This is a genomic window from Myxococcus sp. CA051A (genome assembly GCF_013336705.1).
GTDB classification, from domain to species: domain Bacteria; phylum Myxococcota; class Myxococcia; order Myxococcales; family Myxococcaceae; genus Myxococcus; species Myxococcus llanfairpwllgwyngyllgogerychwyrndrobwllllantysiliogogogochensis.
Window position 1 is genome coordinate 32,006 of the sequence record NZ_JABUMS010000008.1, and the last position, 17,246, is coordinate 49,251.

A 17,246-nucleotide genomic window follows, 5' to 3' on the forward strand; every position below is an offset into this window, starting at 1 on the left:
GATTCACACCAGGCCCGGGCCTCGAGCCCGGGCCCATTCCCCTCAAGGGAGGTCCTTCAGCATCTATCGGGTCCATCGGGTGACCACAGCGCGTCGTCGGGTGACCAGGGAAGGCTGGGCGCAGAGGGAACCGGGGCGGGATTGAGGCTCGGTGCGGCAGGCGGGGCGGAAGGGATGGGAGCCGCCGACACCTTCGTGGCGACGACAGCCGGAGTCGCGACCTCTGGCGCGGCCGAGTCCGAGCGAGCCCGCGGCGACGCTGTCTGCTCGCGTGCGACCAGTTGGACCGGCAAGAGGACCGCGAGGCCAAGGAGTAGCAGCGCCACTCGCAACGAAGTACGGCGTCGCGGAGTGGAGACATCGACGTGTTCCAGCATGGACAACCTCCTGTGCAGCGTGTGGATGTGAGTTGAGGCACCGAGCACAGCGGCGGTGCCGTGGGTGCGGGTGACGCCAAAGGTGAGGAGGAGCTGGCCATAATCACCGGGCGCGGCCCCCGTGAGGCGGAGGGCTTCGGCGTCACAGGCCTCCTCTCGTGCCAGCGCATACTCCTGGGCTGTCTTGCGTACGAGCGGGTGGAAGAAGAGGACGCTCTCCGCGAGTGCCGGAACCCAGCCAAACCACAGGTCGCGGCGCTGGAAATGGGCCAACTCATGAGCCACTGCCATCCGCACTGATTCCAGGTCCAGGCACCGGACCGCCTGCGCGGGCAGAACAATCACCGGGGAGATCAGCCCCGTGGCCAGAGGGCTCGCCATCTCATCGGACATCAGGAGACAGGGCACTCGGCGCAGTCCCGCGGCGGAGGCGAGCTCGCTGATGGCCTTCTCGATGTCCGGTTGGCGAAGGGGCATCGCGCGAAGGCGCAGGCGACGCATGCGACTCCAGGCTCGCACATGCCCCTTGAGCTGCCAGGCGATTCCCAATCCCCACGCAACGAGCAGCACCGCCGCGCCCCCATGTCGCCAGGGCACTCCATCGCCCATGAGAGCCATGGTGTCCGGAGTGGCCACGTTCTCCTCCGGCCCCATCGACTCCACTCGTCCCGGAATCAGCGTGGGCAGGAGAGGAAGCTGCACCGGGCTCAACGCCCCCAGGGACAGCACGAACTTGAGGGAAACCAGCCACCACAGTCCCGCGCGCAGGGCGGAGGGCATGCGCGGCACTGCGTGGGACAGCCCCCAGACCAGCGCGGCCCACGGCGCACCCTGCCAGGAAGCCCGCCACAGACACTCCAGTGTGGAAAACCCCCAGCTGAAGTCCGTCAGCCATTCAGCACCCATGGGCGCACTCCTTCCCCTGCTTCCGAGAGTTCAGCCGGGCCACGACGTCCTGGAGCTTCCGAGAACCGGGTGAGGTGCCCCTTCGTCCGCGGCCACTCCATCACCCGCTCTCCCACAGTCGCCATGACTACATCTGTAGTCAGAACGTACGCGTGACTACAGCCGTAGTCAAGTCATCTCCGGAGCCGAGCTGCTTGCGCGACTGAGCTCCTCCCAGCGCCACCTCGCCCTTGTCAGTCCATTCAGAATGCCCCTTGCGGTGCGCAAGCGAATCAACGCGATGGTCGCGGTATCGCGCATCGAGGAACTCAACAGAGTGGGATCGACTCACGCAGATGGCGAGCCGCTCTCATCGCCTGAAACGTTTGGTGACCCGCGGTCCGGAACTCCATCGTCGTGACTCGATTGTTCGGGGAAAACCCTACCAACGCCCATGCTTCAACGTTCTTGCCTGACTTGAATCGCTCCAAAGATTGACATGGCGAAATCGCCGCTCCCAAGGTTGGCATGTCGCCGACGCTGGCGACCCGGAGCGCCTGCTGGTGTGAGCGAGCGCAATGGCTCTCACAGGCAGACGCGCATCGCCGTCCATTGCGTCGTTCGCGACGCTCAATGCCGAGGAGCCATCCATGTCGAAACCAAGCCAGTCAGCGCCACCCCTCTCCCGCCGCCTGTTGCCAGCACTCGCCGCCCTCGCCCTGGCCGTCGCCGCACCGGACGCCAGCGCGGCCTCCGCGGTCTACGGCGGTGGCCCGTTCTACTCCGGCGGCACCGCGGTGATGGACGACCTGCGCGCCTCGGGCTTCACCACCATCATCCTGTGGAGCTTCCACATCGAGGACAACGGCGACCTCGTCTACAACGACATCCCCGTGGTCAGGAACGGCGCATACATGGGTGATGCCGCGTGGCCGACACGCCTGGCAACGCTCAAGACCGCGCCGACCTCGGTGAATCGCATCGAGGTGTCCATCGGCGCATGGAGCGTTCCGGACTTCGAGCGCATGGCCAGACTGGTCAATGGCACCGCCGCCGGCTGCGGCACCACCCTCGTCTGCGGCACCGGCAGCAACAGCATCCTGTACAGGAACTTCCAGGCGCTGAAGGCCGCCACCGGCGCCGACGCGGTGAACTTCGACGACGAGAGCGCCTACGCCCTGGCTCCGACGACGACCTTCGGGCAGATGCTCATCGGCCAGGGTTACAAAATCACCTTCGCGCCTTACACCCAGCAGACGTTCTGGCGGAGCCTCAAGGACAACCTGGGCAGTGCCGTCGATAGAATCTACCTTCAGGTGTACGACGGCGGCGCCGGCAACAACCCGGCGAGCTGGAACACCGCGATGGGCATGACGGTCGACCCGGGCCTGTGGTCCAGGCATGGCACTGGCTGCACTTCGGGCGACAGCCCGGCCTCGGTGCAGAGCCGGATGAGCGGCTGGAAGACCAGCGCTGGCATTCGCGGCGGCTTCATGTGGTTGTACGACGACATCCAGCGGTGCTCCGCGCAGGGCACGAGCGCGCAGTACGCGGCGGCCATCAACACCGCGGTCAGCGGCAACACCCCGCCGGTGGCGAACTTCGGCGTCACCGTCAGCAGCCTCACCGCGACCTTCAGCGACTCGTCCACCGATGCCGACGGCACCATCACCTCGCGCAGTTGGAACTTCGGCGACGGCGGCACCTCCACCGCGACGAACCCCTCGCGCACCTATGCGAGTGCCGGCAACTACAACGTCACCCTCACCGTCACCGACAACGGCGGCGCGAGTAATACCAAGAGCCAGACGGTCTCGGTCGGCGCGGGCGTCGCCAATCTGGCGTTGAACAAGCCCACCACCAGCTCGGCCGCCTGCAACAGCAACGAGTCCGCGGCCAAGGCGGTCAACGGCAGCGTCTCGGGCGGCACCACCGACAAGTTCTGCTCACTGGTCTCGCCGGCGTGGATGCAGGTGGACCTGGGCTCGGCCCAGACGGTCAGCAGCTTCACCCTCAAGCACGCGGGGGCCGGGGGTGAGAACACGAGCTGGAACACCCAGGCGTTCACCATCCAGACGTCGAGCAACGGGACCACCTGGAGCACGCCCGTCACGGTGAGCACCAACACCGCCAGCAGCTCCACGCACGCCATCACCTCGACGTCGGCGCGCTACATCAAGCTCAACGTGACGACGCCCACCCAGAATGGAGACCCGGCGACGCGAATCTACGAGTTCGAGGTTCGCTAAGCTCTCGAAGAGGAAGCCGACCCGCGACGCACCGTCGCGGGTCTTGACCTTGACACTGGTGTCAGGGGCTAGCGTTCGTTTCCAAGAGAGCCGGATGAACATCGGAGAACTCGCCAGGCGCACGGGCTGCAGTGCGCGCTCCATCCGCCACTATGAGAAGACAGGGCTCCTCAGGTCGAATCGACGCGCGAATGGCTACCGGGATTTCGATGGGGAGTCGGTGCCCCGGGTGATGCAGGTGGCCCACCTCATCCGGCTGGGCTTCTCCCTGGGGGACATCGCCACCTTTCCCCCCTGCATGCTCCGCGACGTCACGCATGCCATCTGTCCGCAGGCGCTCGCGCTCCACCGCAAGCGGCTGGCGGAGTTCGACCAGCAACTCCTGGAGCTCGCGGGCCGTCGAGACCGGCTCGCTCGCGCGCTGGGCGCGAATGCCCGCTCCACGAAATGAGGACCTCATGCATCGTCGCGACCTGATGAAGACCGCCCTCCTGGGCGCGGGCATGCTCCCGATGCAAGGCGCCCTCGCCGCCGCGTCCGAGCGGGGCAAGCAACCCCGTCGCTCGTTCCTCCTGGTGCATGGCGCCTGGCACAACGCCCTCCACTGGGCACGCCTCACGGAGGCACTCTCCGCGCGAGGCCACCAGGTGGTGGCCATCAACCTGCCCGGACACGGACTCAATGCGCGGTTTCCCTCGGCCTACGTGACGGGCGACGCGGCGAAGCTCCTCGAGGAGCGCTCACCACAGGCGGACCTCACCTTGGAGGACTGCGCCGTCGCCGTGGTCACCGCGATGGAGAAGCTGCGACAGGGGGCGGGCGGGACGAAGCCCGTCCTCGTGGGCCACAGCGTGGGCGGCGCCGTCATCACCCGGGCGGGAGAGCTGGCGCCACAGCACATCGGCCGGCTCGTCTACCTGAGCGCGTACTGCCCCCTGCGACTGGGAAGCCCCAGTGGCTACAACGAACTGCCCGAGGCGCGCACCGGCTACGGGGAGACGCTGTTCCTCGGGGACCCGGGGAAGCTGGGCGCGGTGCGCATCAACCCTCGCGGAGGCACGGACTATCTGGAGGCCCTTCGCGAGGCGTATTACCAGGACGTGCCCCTGGTGGACTTCCTGCCCTTCGCGCTCTCCCTGACGCCGGACCTCCCCTTGTCGCTCTGGACCGCCAAGGTGGGAGCCACCCCGGCGCGCTGGGGCCGGATTCCTCGCAGCTATCTTCGCTGCACCCAGGACCGCGCACTGGCACCGGCGCTCCAGGAGTTGATGATTCGCGAGGCCAACGCCTTCACGCCCGGCAATGCCTTCACCGTCGAGTCATTGGAGGCCTCGCACTCGCCATTCGCGTCGCAGCCCGAGGCGCTCGCCGCGCTCCTGGACGGTCTGCGCTGAGCTGAGCTGAAGTGAAGGTTGCCCTCGGCAGCCTGGGCCGCGAGGCTTATCCTCCAGTCGTTGGAATGACGTGCGTCAAAGCCACCGAGGTCCAGGAGGGAGCACAATGGCCGGCAAGACACCCCGGAAGTCGGCGAAGGTCGCCAAGAAGACCGCCGCCAAAGCCAGCAAGCCCAAGCCCACGAAGGCCCCGGCGAAGAAATCACCGGCACGCCGTGCGGCGCCCAAAGCCACCCCGGCCCCGCGCAAGAGCGCCAAGGAGCCTCGCCTCCTCTCCGGCGGCAATCCTCAAATCGCGAAGGGCTACGGCGACGCCCCCGTGCAGGCCTACATCGCGGCCATGCCGGGCTGGAAACGCAACGTCGGGCACCGCCTCGACGCGCTCATCTCGCGCACCGTCCCCGGCGTCAGCAAGGCGGTCAAATGGAACTCGCCGATGTACGGAGTCGAAGACCAGGGCTGGTTCCTTGGCGTCCATTGCTTCGCGAAGTACGTCAAGGTGGCGTTCTTCCGCGGCACCTCGCTGCGTCCTCTCCCCCCGGGCGAATCCAAGAGCCAGGACACGCGCTACCTCGACATCCGCGAGGACACTCCGCTCGACGAAGCTCAGTTCGCCAGGTGGGTGAAGCAAGCCAGCAAATTGCCTGGCGAACGGATGTGAGCGGCCACCCGCGCCGCTCCTGAAATCAGCGCGAACGCCGCCGCCTCTTTCATCAGCGGCGGCGTGTCCGACCTCATCCGCTCAGCCTCTTCTCCAGACCCGAAATGAGGCGCCCCGTGCGGAACCACGCAGGGGCGGAATCCCTCAGGACTTCGCCTTCTTCGAGGGCCTGGCCTTCACCGCCGGCTTCGCCTTCGCCTTCGAGGGCTTCGCCTTCACCACCGCCTTCGCCTTCGCGGGCTTCGCCTTCACTACCGGCTTCGCCTTCGCGGGACTGGCCTTCACCACTGGCTTCGCCTTCGAAGGCTTCGCCTTGCCCTCGCTGTTGAGGTCGATCGCCTGGCGAATGAGCATCTTGAACGCGGCCGCATCCACCTTCTCTCCTTCGCGGATGTCGATGGCGCGGCGCGTATTCCCTTCGAGGCTCGAATTGAAGAGCCCGCCCGGGTCCATCAGGGAGGCGCCCTTGATGAAGGTCAGCTTCACGACCTCCTTGTAGGACTCGCCCGTGCAGATGATGCCGTCGTGCGACCAGACCGGAGTGCCCATCCACTTCCACTCCTCGACGACGTCCGGGTCCGCATCCTTGATGAGCTTGCGCATCCTGGCGAGGGTCTCCCCACGCCAGCCCCCAAGGTCGACGATTCTCTGCGAGATGAGCTCCGATGCCGACGGGCCTTCACTCGCGACGGGCTTTTTCATGGTCTCCTCCTAGAAATTCCAGCGCTCAGGCGGTCGCCGGGCGGAGCCCAACGGACGGGGCCTGCAGGCGGCGCCAGAAGAAGTACGAGAGCCCCCAGAGTACGCCGGTGACCACCGCGTAGATCCACGACTCCGGGCCGTGTCCCATCGCGAGGTGGGCGATGAGCGCCGAGACGAGGGTGTAGGCGAAGCCCGCATAGGCCCACTCCTTGAGCCGCGCCGGCACCGGCGCGAGCAACAGCACCACGCCGAGCAACTTGGCCCACGCGAGTTCCTTGCGGAAGTAGTGAGGGAAGCCGAGCTGGGCAATCGCCTCCGCCACCTCCGGCATGCTCAGCTGCGCGTAGGCGGTGAAGCCCATCTGCAGGCAGAGCAGCGCGGTGACGACCCAGAAGCCAATGACGATACCTTTTGAGCGGTGCATGTTCATGTCCAACGGGGGTTAGAAGGAGGGAGCTTCAACGCCGAACTGCTTGGCGTACTCGACGTTCAAGCGCTGCCAGCCATCGAACCGCATGGCGTCAGGACCCACGAGGCGTCCGATGGGCTGACCCGCGAGCAGCCGATCCATCACATCGAAGCAGATGTGCCATCCCGCGGCGCCCATCGAGATGAAGCCACGGTTGATGTTGTGCCAGAGCGTGAGCCGGGTGCCGGCCCCCTGCGGCTCCAATTCCCAGCGGAGGTCCTGCCCTCCCCAGCTGTATTCGAGCAGCCGAGGCTCGTCGGCCCGCTTGATCTGCGTCTCGGCGACCATCTGCTTCGGAGCTCCCACGGTCGACAGCTTCGCGGTGCCCACGCTCCCCAGGTTCCGGTCAGAGTCGAACGGCGCCCATTCGCGCAGATGCTCGGGCTGGGTGATGGCCCGCCAGACCTTCTCGGGAGGATGGGAGAGGTCGCGCACGACCACGAGCGTCCACTTCTCTCCCTCTTTCTGAACCCTGGCACCAGTAGCGGCACCCGGCATGTAGTGCTCACGGCTGCTCATGTTTCTTCTTTCCTTTCACAGGAGGAACCTTGTCCATCTTGTCCAGGTGCTGCTCCAGCGCATCCAGGTGCTTCGACCAGAAGCGCCTGAAGGGAATCAGCCATTCGTCGAGTTCCATGAGCGGCTCCGGTCTCAATCGATAGAGGCGACGCTGCGCTTCGATACGTGATTCCACGAACCCGGCGTCCCGCAGCACCCGCAGGTGCTTGGAGACGGACGGCTGCGACAATCGAAGCTCGCGCTCGATGTCGCCCACGGAGCGCTCCGACGAGAGCAGCAGGCTCAGGATGGCCCGTCTGTGAGGCTCCGCGATGATGGCGAACGATGATTCCACGCCCAATATATACCCATTGAGGTATATACCCGTCAAGGCATATTACTCGCCGTCAGCCGCCGGTCGACGTAGAAGCTGAGCGGCCGGACGGCCAGACCGTTCGGATGTCCCACACCCCACCCCACTGCCGTTGGTTCCCAAGCCATGACTGAGCGCAAGCCCTCCCCCAGCCAGCCTCCCGCGGACCGCCACGACCTGATTCGCGTCCGGGGCGCACGTGAGAACAACTTGAAGGACGTGAGCGTCGAGCTCCCCAAGCGACGGCTGACGGTGTTCACCGGCGTGTCGGGCTCGGGCAAGTCGTCGCTGGTGTTCGGCACCATCGCCGCGGAGTCGCAGCGGCTCATCAACGAGACCTACAGCGCGTTCGTGCAGGGGTTCATGCCGAGCCTGGGCCGGCCGGAGGTCGACGTCCTGGAGGGGCTGACGCCGGCCATCATCGTCGACCAGGAGCGGATGGGCGCCAACTCCCGCTCGACGGTCGGCACGGCGACCGACGCCAACGCGATGCTGCGGGTGCTGTTCAGCCGCCTCGGCAAGCCGTACATCGGCTCGTCCAACGCCTTCTCCTTCAACATCCCGTCGGTCCGAGGGGTCGGAGAGGTTTCAGTCGAGAAGGGCGACGGGAAGACCGAGAAGCGCGAGTTCACGGCCGCCGGCGGCATGTGCCCGCGCTGCGAGGGCATGGGCTCGATAACGGATATCGACCTGGCGCAGTTGTACGACGACACGAAGTCGCTCGCCGAGGGCGCGCTCACGATTCCTGGGTACACCCCCGACGGCTGGCAGGTGCGCATCTTCGCGGCCTCGGGCTTCGTCGACCCGAACAAGCCCATTCGGAAGTACACGAAGAAGGAGCTCCACGACTTCCTCCATCACGAGCCCATCAAGGTGAAGTTCGAGAGCATCAACCTGACCTACGAGGGCCTGATTCCGCGAATCCAGAAGTCGTTCCTGACCAAGGACAAGGAGGCGATGCAGCCGCACATCCGTGCGTTCGTGGAGCGGGCGGTGACGTTCACCCCCTGTCCCGAGTGTGGCGGCACCCGGCTCAACGCAGCCGCCCGGTCCTCCAAAATCAAGAAGATCAACATCGCGGACGCCTGCGCGATGCAGATCAGCGACCTGGCCGAGTGGATTCGCGGGCTGAACGAGCCGTCCGTCGCGCCGTTGCTGGCGACGCTGCGGCAGACGCTCGACTCGTTCGTGGAGATTGGCCTGGGCTACCTGAGCCTGGACCGGCCGTCGGGGACGCTGTCGGGCGGTGAAGCCCAGCGCACGCAGATGATTCGTCACCTCGGGTCCGCGCTCACGGACGTGACGTACGTGTTCGACGAGCCGACGGTCGGCCTGCACCCGCACGACATCCAGCGGATGAACAACCTGCTGCTGCGGCTGCGCGACAAGGGCAACACCGTGCTCGTCGTGGAGCACAAGCCGGAGGTCATCGAGATCGCCGACCACGTCGTCGACCTGGGCCCTGGGGCTGGAACCGCCGGTGGTGAGGTGGTGTTCGAGGGCACCGTCGCCGCGCTGCGGGCCAGCAAGACGCTGACCGGACGGCACCTGGACGACCGGGCTGCGTTGAAGCCGTCGGTGCGCAAGTCGTCGGGGGCGCTGAAAATCCGCGGCGCCAGCTCCCACAACCTGAAGAAGGTCGACGTCGACATCCCGCTCGGTGTGCTGGTGGTGGTGACGGGCGTGGCCGGGTCGGGAAAGAGTTCCCTGATTCACGGCTCGGTGTCGGGCAGGGACGGAGTGGTGTCGGTCGACCAGGCCCCGATTCGGGGCTCGCGGCGGAGCAACCCCGCGACGTACACGGACATGCTGGAGCCCATTCGCAAGGCGTTCGCGAAGGCCAACGGCGTGAAGCCCGCCTTGTTCAGCGCCAACTCCGAGGGCGCCTGCCCCACGTGCAACGGCGCCGGAGTCATCTACACCGACCTGGCGATGATGGCCGGCATCAGCACGCCCTGCGAGGACTGCGAGGGCCGACGGTTCCAGGCGGCGGTGCTGAAATACAAGCTCGGCGGGCTCAACATCGCCGAGGTGCTCGACCTGCCCGTCAAGGACGCGGTCGCATTCTTCGGTTCCGGCGCGGCGAAGACGCCGGCCGCGCATGAGATTCTCACGCACATGGCCGACGTCGGGCTCGGCTACCTGCGGCTCGGCCAGCCGCTCACGACGCTGTCGGGTGGCGAGCGGCAGCGGCTGAAGCTCGCGACACACATGGGCACCGACGGAGGCATCTACGTGCTGGATGAACCGACCACCGGACTGCACCTGGCCGACGTCGAGCAGATGCTCGGGCTGCTGGACCGGCTGGTCGACTCCGGCAAGTCGGTCATCGTCATCGAGCACCACCAGGCGGTCATGGCGCACGCCGATTGGATCATCGACCTGGGACCGGGCGCGGGCCACGAGGGCGGGAAGATTGTCTTCGAGGGCACCCCGGCCGACCTGGTCGCGGCGCGCTCGACGCTGACCGCTGAGCACCTCGCGACGTACATCCGCTGACGAGGAGTCGTGGACCACGGGGGCGCGGGTGATGACCGCGCCCCCTCGCCGTTGATGTCGCTCCCCTTGAAGCGGCTACCCGCGACAGCGCCCCAGCTCGGCTCGCGCCTCCGCCGTCTCCTGAGCGTAGGCCTTACTCCAGACGGACAGCTCCTCCCAGGCGCGCCGAGCCTCTACGCAGGCTTCATCCACCGCACCCGTCAGCCGGAGCGCCCGCGCGAGCCGACGACGCACTCTCGGGACACGCGCGGAGACCACCTGCCGCGCCGTGAGTACCTCCAGCGCGGTTCGCAGCGGCACCAGTGCCTCGGCGGGCTGGCCCCGCGCGAGGTGGACGTCCCCCTGGAGGAGCAACGCCTCGATGCGCTCGGACGACGAAGACCCCAAGTCCCGCTCCATGCTCGCGAGCGCCCGCTCCACATGCCCCCGGGCCTCGTCAACCCGCCCCAGGAAGAGGAGGGCATCCGCCAGGGCACGCAGCCCTGCACCATCCACCTCGCCCTTGGCGACCAGGGGCGCTTGGAGCAAGACGCCGCGCGCATGAAAACCTCGCGCCTCGTCCGGACGCCCCAGCAGACGCAGCAGCCTGCCCACCTCGTGGACATCCAGGGCCACCTCCGGGTGTGAGGCGCCGTAGACGCGCTCTCGATGCGCCAGGACGCGTCGCACGTGCGCCAGCTCCAGCGGGCGCTCGCCCTGCTCTCCCAGGACGCCGAGTCGGTTCGACTCCATCCCCATCAACACCGGGCTGTCCGCGGCCACGCTCGCGCGCGCCACTGCCCAGCTCTCCTCCGCGGCCTTGCGCGCCTGGGCCCCATGTCCCCACTCGAAGTAGACGAGGGCCAGGTTGGACAACGTCCGGGCCACCGACAGGTTCTCCTCGCCCAGCGTCCGGCGAAGGATTCCGAGCGCCCGCTGGAGGACCGCCTCGGCCCTCGTCAACTCACCCAGCAGGGCCAGGGTGCCACCCAGGTTCGCCAGGGCCCGTCCCGTGTCCCGGTGCACCGGACCAAAGTGCTCCTCATGGAGCCGCAGCGCCTCCTCCTGCCAACGCTTCGCCTCCAGCAGGCGCCCCTGTTGCCGGGCCAGCAGGCCCAGCCGACCACTCAGCTCCGCGCGCGCGTGCGTCTGTCCGCGCGCGGTGACGGTCTCCAGCGACGCACGCAAGAGCGGCTCCGCCTCCGAGAAGCGGCCCTCCTGCTCCAGCAGCTCCGCCTGCACGTTGTCCAACATCGTGTCCAACTCGGCGTCACGCAGCGTCTCCGCCACGGCACGGGCGCGCTGGAGGAAGGGCCACGCCTCCGGGGTGCGCCCCAGGCCATATCCATGCAGCCATGCCTGCGACTTCAGCACCCGCGCGAGCACACCCAGGTGTCGCCCCGCCTCGGCCGCCAGCGAGCCCTGGGCCAGCGACGCTCGCGCGTCCTCGAACGCTCCCGCATCCTCCTGCAACAGCGCGCAGAGCTGATGCGCCTCCGCTTCCAGGGGGCGATGCCGGGTGGCGAGCGCGCGCTCCCGGGCAGGCAGCGCGATTCGCAGCGCCTCCGGTGTATGGCCCGCGAGCAACTCCGCGTTCGCCCGCGCCAGCTCCGTGCGCACCGCGTCCACCTCCGCGCGCACCCTCGGGTCTTCCGGTGGAGACACGGCCTCCTGCAACGTGCGCACGTCCGCGCATCGGCCCACGCCGCCAATCGAGGCGCCCAGCCCGAAGCCCCGCTCCACCGTCCGCGCGTCCGCTCCCTGCAGCACCACCGTCAGCCGAGACAGCTCTCCCAGCCGCTGGTCCAGACACGTCATCCGAAGCCCGAGCACTGCCTCCGACTGCTCACCGAAGACGCGAGTCGCCTCGCACGCGGACTGATGCGCGTGTGTCCAGTCCCGGGTCCACCGCTCCAGTGATGAGGCTACGGCCTGGAACGAGGCTTCGGCAGAAGGGTCCTCCGTCCTCAGGAAGGCCAGATGTGTGGACTCACGCACGGACACATCCCAGATGCCCGCGAGGTGCCGCTCACTGCCCTGACAGAGTTCGCTCGGTGGCGCCGCTGAAGGCCCCAGCACGACGAACCCCAGCCCCACCACGCCTCCCGCGAGCACAGCCGTGGCGGCGATGCGCTTCCAGGCCACCACCTCCCGTGAGAGCTGGGCCCGCAGCACCTGCATGGACTCGAAACGCCGCGACGGGTCCACGGAGAGTCCACGCCGGACCACGGCCTTGAGCCACGAGGGCACGCCCCGCGTCTCGGGACGAACCTCCTGGCGCTGCATGGACGACAGGAGTTCCTCGCGCGTGGCGCCCTCGAAGGGCCGCTGCCCGTTGAGCGCCTCGTAGAGCGCGACGCAGAAGGCAAACTGGTCCGAGCGAGCATCCCCCCGCTCTCCGCGGAGCTGCTCCGGCGCGCCATACGCGAGCGTCCCCAGGAACGCCCCGGTGACAGTGAGCGACTCTCCACCAGGGACTGGAGCCTCGTCTTCTCGAAGAGGCTCCAGGGCACCCGCCGCGTTGGCCAGGCCGAAGTCGGTGATGCGCACCTGACCATCGCGCGTCAGCAGGACGTTGTCGGGCTTGAAGTCGCGGTGGATGATGCCCAGCGCGTGCGTCGCCGCGATCCCATCCGCCGCCTGGATGAAGCGCGCGAGGATTTCCCGGCGCGTGCGCGGCTTCTCCGCCAACCACCGCCGGAGCGTGCCGCCCTCGACCAACTCCATGACCAGGAAGAGCTGCCCCTGGAACTCGCCCACGTCGTGCAAGTGGGCAACATGGGGATGCGACAGCCGGGCCATCGTGCGGGCCTCGCGCTCCAGTCGCTGACGCGCCTGGGCCAGGGAGTCCACCCCCAGCCTCGCGAGGTTCAGCAGCTTGAGCGCCACCTTGCGGTCCAGCTCCGGGTCATAGGCGGCATGGACGCGCCCCATGCCTCCTTCGCCAAGCAGACCGAGCACCATGTACCGCCCCACGCGCGCGCCGGAGACGAGCAGCCCCGTGTCGACCAGCGGTGGAGGCGCCTCGAGTCCGCCCAGCGCGGCGAGCACGCTCCGGCACTCCGAGCAGCCCGCGACATGCTGGCGCACGACCGCCGTGCCCTCCGAGTCCAACGCGCCATTCGCATAACCCGAGAGCGTGTTCTCGTCCGGGCAGCTCATTCGCGCACCGCCAGCAGACCCGAGAGGCTCAGGTCCAACCGGCCATGGATGGCGCGCATCAGGCTGTCGACTTCCGGCTCGGGCAGAGACAGACGCTCGGCGAGCGCGCGCCGCGTGCGCTTCTCCAGCAGCGTCTGCACCGCGGAGAGCCTGCGTGAGAGCGTGGACTTGTGCAGGTCGAACAGCGCGCCCATTCGCTCCAGGGAGAGGCGCTCGACGAAGTGCAGTCGCAGCAGCTCCCGGTCCTCGTCGTCCAGCGAGGCCACCGCCCGGATGAAGGCCGCGCGCACATGCCCCCGAGCCTCCTCCCGGACGAAGCCCAGCTCCAACCCACCCGGGGCGGGATGTGCGGCGAGCACCTCCGCTTCGACGTGTGACTCTTCACCCTGCGCCTTGCGCATCCGCAGCGCGAGCCGCACCGCGGAGATGCTCACCCAGTGCAGCAGCGGGCCCATACCCGAGTAGCCAAGCAACCGTGAGGGTGCCTCCTCGCGAGGCATCAGGAGGTTGGCCCGGAGCACCTGCAGTACCTCGTCGGCGAACGCCGGTGAGGGATGGATGCGCGATAGGGGGACGCGCAGCTTGAGGAGGACCTCCTGCTCCAGGAGCTCGCAAGCCGCTGGCAGCCCCTGCGCGCAGGAGAGCGCGAGCGCGAGGTCCCGGGCATGCAGTCGCTCCAGCGCGCGCATCGGGTCCGGCGCCCGTGAAAGCTGGGCCCCGAGGTGACGCGCGAAGGTGCTCGGCTGGGGCGCGGCGGAGCGGAGGGCGGCGGCCTGGGAGACGGCTCGCGCCACTGCGGCTCGGGCTCCCGGAGCCTCTCGAAGACGGAGGGAGGACTGCTCGCCGGCGGACTGCACCACCAGCTCGAAGGACTCGGCGTCAGCCCCATGCATCCCAGGCACTCCTGACATCAAGCCCACGATTCGACGGAACCGGGGCCCACACCCAGGAGGCTACCACCGACACCCACGACGGTTCAGCGCTTCTGGAGCGCCCCGCCGCCCGACAGCTCACGGCAGGCGCAGGGTGAAACTCCAGGACCTGGCAACACCCACGAAAGGATCGGGAGAGGTGGCCACGACGCCATAAGTCCCCGACGATTGGGCGGTGAAGCGCCGGGTCGCCGTTGGCGCATCGAACAGCAGGGGAACCTCCGCGCCATTCGGGTCCAGAATCCGGAGACCCACCGCCCTGGACTCCACGACATAGGTCCGGCTCGCCTCCGACTCGAAGGCGAATACGTCGATGTCCGTCCCCAGTTCGAAGGAGCCGTCCACTGTCGCAGGGAGCGTCAACGGCGTGGCATGGGCCGCGTCATCGCCGTGGTCGTCCGTGCCCACCCGCGCCATCTTGAACGTGAAGAAGAGAGGAGCAGTCTGCGAGCTGATCGTGAAGGTGACGTCCCCCGAGGACAGCAGGTGGATGTTCCAGGTGCCACCCCCGGACGCACGATGCACGCGGAAGGACGCGACAGGAGCGCTCGTCGACAGCGTGCAGCCGGGCGTGCAGGTGAGCCGGTACACGCCATCCGCCTCGAGAGGAATCGTGAAGGCATCCAGGTCCGCCACGTTGTGGATGAGCCCGGTGACAGTCTCCTCCACCGCGACGCGAGTGGCCGTTTCGGGAGTGCCACCATGGTCATCCGGCCCCAGGTTCTCCACTCCCACCTGGAAGTCCGTCCCCCAGGCTGAATCCTTCTGGACATGCACGTAATACGTCCCCGTCGTGGGTGCGCCCTGGACGATTCGGCTGGAGGTGGTCGCCGCCAGCGTCGTGCCGTCCGCGTCCGTGAGCTTGACGTTCGCCACACGCGAGGGCGTCAGCCTGACGTCATGGATTTCCCCCGCGGTGGCGAAGAAGGAGAAGACATCCACGTCGTTGGTGCCCTGAAGCCGTGCCGTCACGGGGACACCGTCCGTCAGTCGGGTCGCGGCGGGAAGCGCATCCGCGTGTTCATCCACCCCCAGGTCGTCCAACTGGCAGAGGGTGGCCGGCAGGCTGCCGTTCGAGGTGGAGACGCGGACGAACCACGTGCTCGACTCTGGACTCTTGTGGCCCACGCTGCCACCCACTCCCCCTCCTGACGCTCCGCTCTCCAACACGGCGCCCGCGCCATTCATCAGAGTCAGGAAGGTGCGCTCGGACTCACATGAGAATCGGAAGCCCTGGCCCGCCTCGGTGCGGAAGGTAAAGACATCCTCGTCGTCGTCGAACTCGAGCGTGACAGGGAATGGTGCACTCGTCAGCTCCACCGGTGTCGCCGTCGCGGGTGTGTCACCGTTCGCATCCTTGCCCATGTCTTCCAAACGGTAGAGATACGTCCCCGAAGCGCCGTCCGCATCCGCGGCCACCGTGATGAACCGGGGGGACGCCTCCGTGGAAGTGAACTCCAGGTGGGCGCCGCCTCGAGCCACGACAACCAGCGAACTCATTACCTGCCCCGAGGCACCCAGCAGGCGCACGGCCACCTTGGCCAGGGTGCCGGGCCGGACGATGAAGCGAAGGCCATGGCCCGGCAGGGTGGGCATGGCGAAGACATCCTGGTCCTTCCACACCCGGAAGGGAGGCTGGATGGCAGCGTCGTGGAAATCCACCGAGGGAGCCAGCGTCGTGGCGGCCGCCACGGCGTCACCGTGGTCGTCAGGCTGCCTGTAGGCGGAGATGAAGCAGGAGAGGCCGGAGGCCTCCTCCCATGCGCTGCAGTGACACATGGGGGCGCCATCGTCGGAGACGCAGCGTCCCGCGCTGCATTCCACGTCGGCGCAAACGCGCGCGTCTTCTTCGGCGGAGGGGAAACCACAGGCGACCCAGAGGCCGCAGGCCACCAGCGCGAACAGGCGCGGGATGAAAAAAGAGCGAATGAGGGACACCGGAGACCTTGGGTTGACGACCGTCGAGTGACCGTAATAACCAAACACCCGCGCATGCAAACGCTCTCTCGTCCCGCCGCGCAGGCGCTGGTCCTGCTGTCACTCCTGGTGTCTTCTCCAACCTTGGCGGAGGAACACGCGGAGCCCGAAGGGGGCTTTCCGCGCTGGCTCGCCATCTCCGCGCGCGGGGGCTACCTCATGCCGGGCGGGCGCATGGATGGCTCCGCCGAGCCGTTCTACCTGTACGAGGTCTACAAGGGGCTCTTCGCCGCCATCCTGGAACCCACCGTCCGAATCGGCCCGAACGTCGAGTTGGGGCCCTGGCTTCAGCTCGCCCACGCGCAGATGCGGATCCGCTGCTCCGCCGACCAGGCGTGTCCAGGCAGCAACCTGCGCTTCGGACTTCAAGGCAACTACCACTGGAATCCAGCCGGCCCCTACTCACCCTGGGCAGGGGTGGCGCTCGGCCACGAAACAACGTCGTTTTCGATTGGAGACGTCGACATCACGTACTCCGGGCCGGAAATCACGCTCCAGGCAGGGTTCGACAGGAACTTCGGCGGAGCCTTCTGGGCGGGGCTCTTCGTCAATGTCACGGGCGGCCGATACAGCACGCTGGATGTGGACCTGAGCACCGGCTCTGGAAGCGAGAGCCTCCGCGAGCGGACCCTCCACCTGTGGGTCGGCTTCGGCTTCCGCGTGAGGCTGGCCGCGCCCCTCGCAGCGGCCCCTCGCTGACGCCCGGACAGTCCTCATCGAGCCTGATGACAGCGGTCATCACCCTCGATGGCTCCAGTCACCGGCCACAGGGCTCCAGCGCCCGTCCCGGCTGAAGCGCTTCAGAGGGGAAACGGCACACTGGGGGGACCGCGAGAGGCTGGCACACGCCGTGCCTTAGGGGAGGTCACGTCACGGGCTGGACGACGTCTGGCCCCATCCCCCACCGCATCCCCGGAGCACTCCCATGCGCGTCTCCAACCGCCCCGCGTCCACTCCCGCCACGACACCGGCTTCGTCCTCCAGCGCGGCGTCCCCCGACAAGAAGGACGGAGTCTCGAACCTCTTCGGGTTCTGACGCGGCAGCGCTCCAGAGGGCCGGGCGCGGCGTCGAGCGAGCATCCGCGACGC

At 67.8% G+C, this 17,246-nt stretch carries 14 protein-coding genes and 1 pseudogene; 6 read left to right on the top strand and 9 right to left on the bottom strand.

What is annotated here, in order from left to right; all coding sequences use genetic code 11:
- Positions 1-56 precede the first annotated feature (56 nt).
- Entirely contained in the window at positions 57-1,283 is a 1,227-nt protein-coding gene (locus tag HUA74_RS23035; RefSeq protein WP_174456263.1) for a M56 family metallopeptidase, read from the bottom strand.
- Between the two features lie 629 nt (positions 1,284-1,912).
- Between HUA74_RS23035 and HUA74_RS23040 the strand changes: the two genes are divergently transcribed.
- From HUA74_RS23040 to HUA74_RS23055, 4 genes are all read left to right on the top strand, one after another.
- A complete protein-coding gene (locus HUA74_RS23040; protein WP_141640286.1) occupies positions 1,913-3,511 on the top strand; it encodes a PKD domain-containing protein in 1,599 nt (532 codons plus the stop codon).
- A 94-nt stretch (positions 3,512-3,605) separates the two neighbouring features.
- Positions 3,606-3,962: a MerR family transcriptional regulator gene (locus HUA74_RS23045; RefSeq protein WP_141640287.1), complete on the top strand. Its 357-nt coding sequence runs from the start codon at positions 3,606-3,608 to the stop codon at positions 3,960-3,962.
- Between the two features lie 7 nt (positions 3,963-3,969).
- Entirely contained in the window at positions 3,970-4,905 is a 936-nt protein-coding gene (locus HUA74_RS23050; RefSeq protein WP_174456264.1) for an alpha/beta fold hydrolase, read from the top strand.
- A gap of 106 nt (positions 4,906-5,011) precedes the next feature.
- Complete coding sequence (locus tag HUA74_RS23055) at positions 5,012-5,566, top strand: DUF1801 domain-containing protein (protein WP_174456265.1); 555 nt, start codon at positions 5,012-5,014, stop codon at positions 5,564-5,566.
- Positions 5,567-5,857: 291 nt separating this feature from the next.
- On the opposite strand, the pseudogene HUA74_RS23060 reads toward HUA74_RS23055, so the two are convergent.
- The 4 genes and pseudogenes from HUA74_RS23060 to HUA74_RS23075 all read right to left on the bottom strand — a co-directional run.
- Positions 5,858-6,268: pseudogene (locus HUA74_RS23060) on the bottom strand (DUF1801 domain-containing protein); the annotation flags it as partial.
- Positions 6,269-6,293: 25 nt separating this feature from the next.
- Positions 6,294-6,692 carry a DoxX family protein gene (locus tag HUA74_RS23065; protein WP_141640291.1) on the bottom strand — a complete coding sequence of 133 codons (399 nt, stop codon included), beginning with the start codon at positions 6,690-6,692 and terminating at the stop codon, positions 6,294-6,296.
- An 18-nt stretch (positions 6,693-6,710) separates the two neighbouring features.
- On the bottom strand, positions 6,711-7,256 hold the full coding sequence (locus HUA74_RS23070; protein WP_174456267.1) for an SRPBCC family protein: 546 nt from the start codon (positions 7,254-7,256) through the stop codon (positions 6,711-6,713).
- Entirely contained in the window at positions 7,243-7,590 is a 348-nt protein-coding gene (locus HUA74_RS23075) for a helix-turn-helix transcriptional regulator (RefSeq protein WP_141640293.1), read from the bottom strand. Before HUA74_RS23075 ends, HUA74_RS23070 begins: the two co-directional genes overlap by 14 nt.
- A gap of 144 nt (positions 7,591-7,734) precedes the next feature.
- Between HUA74_RS23075 and HUA74_RS23080 the strand changes: the two genes are divergently transcribed.
- Positions 7,735-10,107: an excinuclease ABC subunit UvrA gene (locus tag HUA74_RS23080; protein ID WP_174456268.1), complete on the top strand. Its 2,373-nt coding sequence runs from the start codon at positions 7,735-7,737 to the stop codon at positions 10,105-10,107.
- A 75-nt stretch (positions 10,108-10,182) separates the two neighbouring features.
- On the opposite strand, the gene HUA74_RS23085 is transcribed toward HUA74_RS23080, so the two are convergent.
- The 3 genes from HUA74_RS23085 to HUA74_RS23095 form a co-directional block, all read right to left on the bottom strand.
- Positions 10,183-13,248, bottom strand: coding sequence for a serine/threonine-protein kinase (locus HUA74_RS23085; RefSeq protein ID WP_174456269.1), 3,066 nt, complete (start codon positions 13,246-13,248; stop codon positions 10,183-10,185).
- Positions 13,245-14,141, bottom strand: a complete 897-nt coding sequence (locus HUA74_RS23090) for a transcriptional regulator (RefSeq protein WP_174456270.1) — start codon at positions 14,139-14,141, stop codon at positions 13,245-13,247. The genes HUA74_RS23085 and HUA74_RS23090 overlap by 4 nt, the downstream gene beginning before the upstream one ends.
- Before the next feature lie 117 nt (positions 14,142-14,258).
- Positions 14,259-16,118 carry a hypothetical protein gene (locus HUA74_RS23095; RefSeq protein ID WP_174456271.1) on the bottom strand — a complete coding sequence of 620 codons (1,860 nt, stop codon included), beginning with the start codon at positions 16,116-16,118 and terminating at the stop codon, positions 14,259-14,261.
- A 54-nt stretch (positions 16,119-16,172) separates the two neighbouring features.
- On the opposite strand from HUA74_RS23095, the gene HUA74_RS23100 reads away from it, so the two are divergent.
- Entirely contained in the window at positions 16,173-16,856 is a 684-nt protein-coding gene (locus tag HUA74_RS23100) for a hypothetical protein (RefSeq protein WP_174456272.1), read from the top strand.
- Positions 16,857-17,027: 171 nt separating this feature from the next.
- Here the strand turns inward: HUA74_RS23100 and HUA74_RS23105 are convergent, their stop codons facing one another.
- On the bottom strand, positions 17,028-17,237 hold the full coding sequence (locus tag HUA74_RS23105) for a hypothetical protein (protein ID WP_174456273.1): 210 nt from the start codon (positions 17,235-17,237) through the stop codon (positions 17,028-17,030).
- Positions 17,238-17,246 lie beyond the last annotated feature (9 nt).